This window comes from Paenibacillus allorhizoplanae, from assembly GCF_927798215.1.
Classification (GTDB): Bacteria; Bacillota; Bacilli; order Paenibacillales; family NBRC-103111; genus Paenibacillus_E; species Paenibacillus_E allorhizoplanae.
In genome coordinates, this window is the sequence record NZ_CAKMMW010000016.1 from 178,287 (window position 1) to 186,183 (window position 7,897).

The window sequence follows — 7,897 nt, forward strand, 5'->3', positions numbered from 1 at the left end:
TCCCCGATATAGATGATTAACGTGCAGATGCTGCTTGCTCTGATTGGATGGCATTCGGCTTTCCTTTTCTTCTCTTGAAGAAGCCGCCTTCTCTTTTCTTAAATAGAATCTCATAAATAATTGGCACGATTACGAGCGTTAGTAGCGTCGAAGTCGTAAGACCGCCAATAACGACAACGGCCAAACCTTTGGAAATGATCGTTCCTTTGGATAATCCAAGTCCTAAAGGCATCAGTGCAAGTATCGTTGCACCTGCCGTCATGATAATAGGTCTTAATCTCGTAATTCCGGCTTCAATGAGTGCGTCACGAATTGAATAATCTTGTTCTCTCAGCTGCTGCACGCGGTCTACGAGTACAATCGCATTGGTTACAACGATACCAATTAGCATGAGGAAGCCGATGAGTGACGTTACGTTGATCGATTCGCCGGTTATTAGTAGTCCTAAGAGGCCCCCAATAGCTGCTAGCGGCAGTGAAAACAGAATGGCAAGCGGCGCTCTAGCGTTACCAAAGGCAATAACCATAACCATGTACACAATGAAGATGGAAGCTATAATAGCCATAAACATTTGCATGAAACTTTTTTGAATATCGTCGGATACACCCTTTACTTCACGAGTGACGCCAGAAGGCAGTTCTAACTTGGCCAGTTCTTCGGTAATTTTCTTACTGACGCCACCTTTATCCGCGGCATCAATTTTGGCTCTTACACTAACGATTTGTTCTTGATCTTCACGACTAATGCTATTTGGTGCATCAATCTGTTCAACTCGAGCTACTTCATTCAACTGTATCGTTTGACCAGTAGGCGTCTTGATCAAGAATGTACCCAGTTTATCTACAGAGTTTTTGTACATAGGATTCAACATCACTTTAGTGGCATAAGTAATGTTATTAAATTTCAGATCACCAAGCTTCTCTTCTGCTATCCAGGCGTTGACTGATTGTAAAATTTGAGCACTTGAAAGTCCATACAATCGTGCTTTGTTTTGATTTACAACAATCTCGACTTCCGTTTTGGAATCACTCAAGCTGTCTTTAATGTCATTCAGCTCAGGGAATTCCTTCAATTTATCTTTGACCAACTGTGAGGCTTGCTTCAGATAGAGCTGGTCATCCCCTTTCAGGGAGTACGAGAAATCAGCTCCAGTTGAGGTAGGAGGCCCTCCAGTAAACAATTGAATATTCACATCTGATCCTTCAGGCATCAGTTTCAACATATCTTCCTTATACGCTTTGACACCTTCAGTCGCATTGGTTTCAGCTGTTAGCTCAAAGAACATCATGGCTCGATAAGCAAATCGATCACTGCTTTGGTTATATCCAACAAGAGATTCAATGTACTTGAATGCAGGTTTGCCAGCTTCATCTGTGTGTAATTTTAATTCTTTTTCAAGTTCTTTGGACTTCTCATTCATCATTTCAATGGATGTTTCTCGCGGCATTTTAATCTCAATTACACCTTGTTTGACTGCTTCACTATCCGGCATAAAAGCTACTGCTAAATTAGGTACTGTAATGAAAATCGAGATTATAAGGGCAACCCCAGCCATAAATAACGTTTTGATTCGGTTATTCAAGGACCATATGAGTGCTTTTCTATATTTCACACCCATTGGGCCGACGTGATTGTCATCGTGACTTGCAAGCTTCTTGCTTTTAAGCACCATAATCTTCGCTAACATTGGAATTACCGTTAGTGCCACAATTAATGATGACATTAGGGCTACGACAAGTGTTATCGCAAAAGGACGGAATACTTCACCAACGACCCCACTTACGAATCCGATGGGACCAAATACACCGACCGTGGTAATTGTTGAGGAAGTAATTGCGCTGGAAACTTGTTTCGTTGCTAATTTAATAACAGATTCATTACGATCTTGAGCTTTTTGCAGCTGACTATAGATATTCTCAATAACGACAATACTGTCATCCACAACTCGCCCGACTGCAATGGCCATTCCACCTAATGTCATGATGTTGAGGGAAATGCCTAAAGGGCCCATAAATAGTAACGTAACAAGAATGGAGAGAGGAATCGACACGAGTACGATGATTGTCATACGTGCATTGCGTAGGAAAAGCAAGATCATTAATGAAGCAAGTACGGCACCTAATCCACCTTCTTGCACCATGCCGTGGATAGAATCTTTAATATCGTTGGCAGAATTATAAATTTTGTGGAACTTTACGCCAGGCAGCGTTTGGCTCCAGTCCGTCATAAGCTTGTCAGCACTATCTGCAAATTCTACCGCATTCGCAGCTTTCGTTTTATAAAGCAGTACGCCAATGGCCGGCAGTTCATCTAATCTTGCAATGAACTTGGACTCGCTGATCGCTTCAACTTTGGCAATTTGTTTGAGAAGCAATGTATCGCCTGTTTTCGTGGTGATTTTCAAGTTATCTAAGTTATAAATGGTATCTAGTTCACCTTTGACTCGAACCATCTGTGTGTTTCCATTGAAATCTACCGTACCTGCCGGACTAGATACCAAGGAGGCTTTGATCAAACTAGAAACTTCTGAGGGTGTTAGACCATAATTATTTATCGCAGGCGCATCAAGTTTTATGGTAAGAACAGCATCCTGATTGCCTACAGAATCGACATGGTCAATTCCCTTGAGCCCATTAAAACCAGGAAGAATTGTATCTTTGTAGGCTTTATCCAGCTCGGTTTGGTTCATTCCTGCCTCACCATATACCGCCAAATAATAAACAGGGTCTGAAGCAAAGCCTGCCGTTAACACTTTGGGTTTCTCAGAGCCTTGAGGCAGCTTAACGTTAGATATCAAGCTTTCTACATCTTTCTTAACATCTTCGGGTTTCTTATCTTGGTCTAGCTCCAGAATAATCTGTGAGTAATTGTCCTGTGATCCGGAGCTTAGGGTTTTGAGTCCATCCAACCCGGCAACAGCTTTCTCTAATGGCTTCGTAATTTCGTCAAGGACATCCTTCGGAGGTGCTACATAAGTCGTGCTAATAATGACAACCGGAAATGTAATGTCAGGCATACTTTCTACCTTCAGTGTGGTTGTAGAATAGGTTCCTCCTACGACCAACAGCAGCATGACGATGAAAATCGCTGCCACATTTTTCATTGAAAACTCAGTTAACTTGGACATTCTCACTTCTCCCCTATCACCAGCTTTAATGCTTACAATCTTACTGCTCACTCTTTCATCATACTTGGAATTTTTTAACAGTAAATATACTGAAATTGACAATTCCGTGTATGTTCGATCAGGATTTATTATAGCTTTTCATTATGATTATTACAGGTGAGTAAAGTCATATATAAGTCATATTTTGGTAATATGAACAAGCTAAAACGATTGTGACTTCATGTGAGAGCGTGTAACAAAACAAAACCGATGCCTCTAAAATGGGAGGGCATCGGTTATCTGATTTTCAAACTATGTTGTATGAAATGCCGAAAAGCGATGGATCGGCTCCATCGCTTTTCTCTCCTATAAATCCCTCAGTTTTGATTAGAGAGGAGATGGCAAATCGTTTTTCACTTACTCTTTTGCGCTAGCATATTTAGTAGAACCGTTACAGCCTCTGCTCTTGTTGCATGGTCTTGAGGGGCGAATTGGTCATAGCCTTTCCCTTGCATAACACCAGTTCGCTTCACGTAAGAAACACTTGCTTTCGCCCATGCCGGAATGTTCTTGTCATCAGCGAAGCCGGTTGTGATATTCGCAGGTATAGACTGACCCATCGCTTTCGCAATCATCACTGCCACCTCAGTGCGCGTAATTTCTACGTACGGACGGAATGTACCATCGTCATAGCCTTGAATAATGCCTGCTTGTACAGCTTGCGCAACTGCTTTCTGTGCCCAAGTTCCTATCTTCCCTGCATCTGTGAAAGTCAGTGCTGCTCCCTCACCTTTCATTTTCAACGTAGTCATCAGCATCACGGCAAATTCTGCACGCGTTATAGACTGATCCGGCGCAAACGTTCCGTCCGGATATCCGACGACGATTCCACCGCTTACCGCTTGCTTAATATTTGCTTCAGCCCAATGTCCCGAAATATCACTTAAGTTTATGATTGGATCCGTTTCTGGTGTTGGTAGAGTTGGTGCTTCACCGACAACGAACACCCCATATTTCGTGAAGTGATTAACTTCTACGGTAATGTGATTTTCGTTGATTTTACCACCAGGAACTTCCACCCATTCCTTCTTCACTTCGTCAAAATAGTTCACAGCTACTATTTGGTCGCTACTCCATTTTGCTGCTTTATCGAAAACAAAAGTTAACGTGACTGGTTTATTAAAGTTCTCTGAGAAGTTTTTCAGAATCTCAAAAATTGGGCTGGCTAAACCATTTTTATTCGTTAGAAGCGGTTTCGTATCTAACACTTTGGCTATCGTTACTTGTAACTCTCTGTCTGTAGCATCGGCCGGAATTGAGACAATTGCCTCATCTTCCAAGCTAACAATACCTTGCTTACCAACAGGAAGTGTTAATGTACCATCTGTTGAGGTTACTGGATTGTCGATTATAGGTGTTGTTGAACCACCACCGCCGTCCGTTGGAGGAAGTTGAGGTTCTACTATGACAACTGCTACTGTCGCTGTTACGTTGCTTGTATTGGTTGTGTTTGCTGGTAAGCTTCCTAACGTTGCCGTGAAAGTATAGCTGCCTGCTACGGATGCGTTGTAGTTGTCTGTATCTATCCATTCTGTTACTGGCACTGTGATCGTTCCGCCATTTGCCGTCACTGACGTATGACTAGCTAATAACGCGGCTGACACTGCACCTGCGTTTGCATAGCTTGCTGAGCCTGCCGTCCCTGCAGCTACATCTCCAATCGCGTCGAATGCTGTGATGTTGGTAATCACTTGCGCTACGACAACTTCTATCGTCGCTGTTACGCTGCCTGTATTGGTTGTGTTAGCCGGCAAGCTTCCTAATGTTGCTGTGAATGTATATCTACCTGCTACAGATGGGTTGTAGCTGTCCGTATCTTCCCATGCTGCTACTGGCACTGTGATCGTACCGCCGTTTGCCGTTACTGTTGCATGGCTTGTTAATAACGCGGCTGTTACTTCACCTGTGTTTGCATAGGTTGCTTCGCCGACCGTCCCTGCTGCTACATCTCCAATGGCATCGAATGCCGTGATGTTTGTAATGACTGGCGAGACGACCACTTCTACTGTCGCTGTTAAATTATCCGTATTGGTTGTATTAGCCGGCAAGGTTCCTAATGTTGCTGTAAATGTATAGCTGCCAGCTACGGATGCGTTGTAGCTGTCCGAATCTACCCATGCCGTTACTGGCACCGTGGTCGTCCCGCCATCAGCCGTTATAGTTGCATGGCTTGCTAATAACGCAGTCGATACTTCACCTGTGTTTGCATAGGTTGCTGCACCGACCGTCCCTGCTGCTACATCTCCAATGGCATCGAATGCCGTGATGTTGGTAATGACTGGCGAGACGACCACTTCTACTGTCGCTGTTAAATTATCGGTATTGGTTGTATTAGCCGGCAAGGTTCCTAATGTTGCTATAAATGTATAGCTGCCCGCTACGGATGCTTTGTAGCTGTCCACATCTACCCATTCCGTTACCAGCACCGTGATCGTCCCGCCATCTGCTGTTACAGTCACATGACTTGTTAATAACGCGGCTGACACTGCACTTGCGTTTGCATAGCTTGCTGAGCCTGCCGTCCCTGCAGCTACATCTCCAATGGCATCGAATACTGTGATGTTTGTAATTACTGGCGATACGACAACTTCTACCGTCGCCGTTACGTTGTCCGTATTCGTTGTGTTTGCTGGTAAACTTCCTAATATTGCTGTGAATGTATATCTACCTGCTACAAATGGGTTGTAGCTGTCCGTATCTTCCCATGCTGTTACTGGTACCGTGATCGTACCGCCATCAGCCGTTACACTCGCATGACTCGCTAACAATGCTGTTGTCACTTCACCTGCGTTTGCATAGCTTGCTGCGCCTGCCGTCCCCGCTGCTACATCCCCAATGGCATCAAATGCTGTGATGTTTATAATCACTGGCTCTACGACAACTTCTACTGTCGCTGTTAAATTATCTGTATTGGTTGTGTTAGTCGGCAAACTCCCTAATGTTGCCGTAAATGTATAACTACCTGCTACAGATCCATTGTAGCTGTCTGTATCTTCCCATGCAGATACTGGCACCGTGATCGTGCCGCCGTTTGCGGTTACAGTCGCATGGTTGGCTAATAACGCTGCTGATACGGCATCTGCATTTGCATAGCTTGCTGCGCCTGCCGTCCCTGCCGAAATATCCCCAATGGCATCAAATGCTGTGATGTTTGTAATCACTGGCGAGACGACAACTTCTACTGTTACTGTTACGCTGCTTGTATTTGTTGTATTAGCTGGCAAACTCCCTAACGTTGCCGTAAATGTATAACTACCTGCTACAAATGGGTTGTAGCTGTCCGTATCTTCCCACGCTGTTACTGGCACCGTGATCGTGCCGCTGTTTGCCGTTACAGTCACATGGTTTGCTAATAACGCTACCGATACTTCACCAGCATTTGCATAACTTGCTGCTCCCGCCGTCCCTGCTGCTACATCTCCAATGGCATCAAATGCTGTGATGTTGGTAATGACCGGCGATACGACCACTTCCACTGTCGCTGTTAAATTATCTGTATTGGTTGTGTTGGCCGGCAAACTTCCTAATGTTGCCGTAAAGGTATAGCTACCTGCTACAGATGCGTTGTAGCCGTCCGTATCTTCCCACGCCGTAACTGGCACCGTGATCGTACCGTCATCTGCCGTTACAGTCACATGATTTGCTAATAACGCTGCCGATACTTCACCAGCATTTGCATAACTTGCTGCACCCGCCGTCCCAGCCGAAATATCCCCAATAGTATCGAATGCTGTGATGTTTGTAATGACCGGTGATACGACAACTTCCACTGTCGCTGTTAAGTTGTTTGTATTAGTTGTGTTTGCCGGCAAACTTCCTAACGTTGCCGTAAATGTATAACTGCCTGCTGCTGATGCGTTATAGCTGTCCGCATTTTCCCAACCTGTTACTGGCACCGTGATCGTGCCGCCATCTGCCGACACTGACGCATGGCTTGCTAATAACGCTGCTGACACTGCACTTGCGTTTGCATACACGGCTGAGCCTGCTGTCCCTGCTGCTACATCTCCAATGGCATCGAATGCTGTGATGTTTGTAATCACTGGCGAGATGACAACTTCTACTGTCGCTGTTAAGTTGTCTGTATTGGTTGTATTAGCCGGTAAGCTTCCTAGTGTTGCCGTAAATGTATAACTACCGGCAACGGATGCATTGTAGCTGTCCGTATCTTCCCACGCTGTTACCGGCACCGTGATCGTGCCGCCATCTGCCGACACTGACGCATGGCTGGCTAATAACGCTGCTGACACAGCACTTGCGTTTGCATAGCTAGCTGTGCCTGCCGTCCCTGCTGCTACATCTCCAATGGCATCGAATGCTGTGATGTTTGTAATCACTGGCGAGACGACAACTTTTACTGTCGCTGTTAAATTATCTGTATTGGTTGTGTGTGCCGGCAAACTCCCTAGCGTTGCCGTAAATGTATAACTACCTGCTACAGATGCATTATAGCTGTCCACATCCACCCATGCCATTACCGGTACCGTGATCGTGCTGCCATCTGCCGTTACTACTGCATGGCTGGCTAATAACGCTGCTGACACTTCACCAGCATTTGCATAACTTGCTGCACCGGCCGTCCCTGCTGAAATATCCCCAATCGCATCAAATGCTGTGATGTTTGTAATCACTGGCGAGACGACAACTTCCACTGTCGCTGTTAAATTATCTGTATTGGTTGTGTTGGCCGGCAAACTTCCTAATGTTGCCGTAAAGGTATAGCTACCTGCT

The 7,897-nt window shown here is 45.0% G+C and carries 2 protein-coding genes; both read right to left on the minus strand.

Annotated features, from left to right (window positions below; all coding sequences use genetic code 11):
* Window positions 1-16 precede the first annotated feature (16 nt).
* Window positions 17-3,127 (minus strand): efflux RND transporter permease subunit, encoded by a 3,111-nt coding sequence (locus L6I86_RS23515; protein ID WP_236290861.1) that lies wholly within the window; start codon window positions 3,125-3,127, stop codon window positions 17-19.
* A gap of 392 nt (window positions 3,128-3,519) precedes the next feature.
* A partial coding sequence (locus tag L6I86_RS23520) for an S-layer homology domain-containing protein (protein WP_236290862.1) occupies window positions 3,520-7,897 on the minus strand: 4,378 nt, incomplete at its 5' end.

What these genes read in the sequence shown, in the direction of transcription:
- L6I86_RS23515 (WP_236290861.1), bottom strand. Translation starts at nt 3,127, where the DNA reads ATGTCCAAGTTAACTGAGTTTTCAATGAAAAATGTGGCAGCGATTTTC.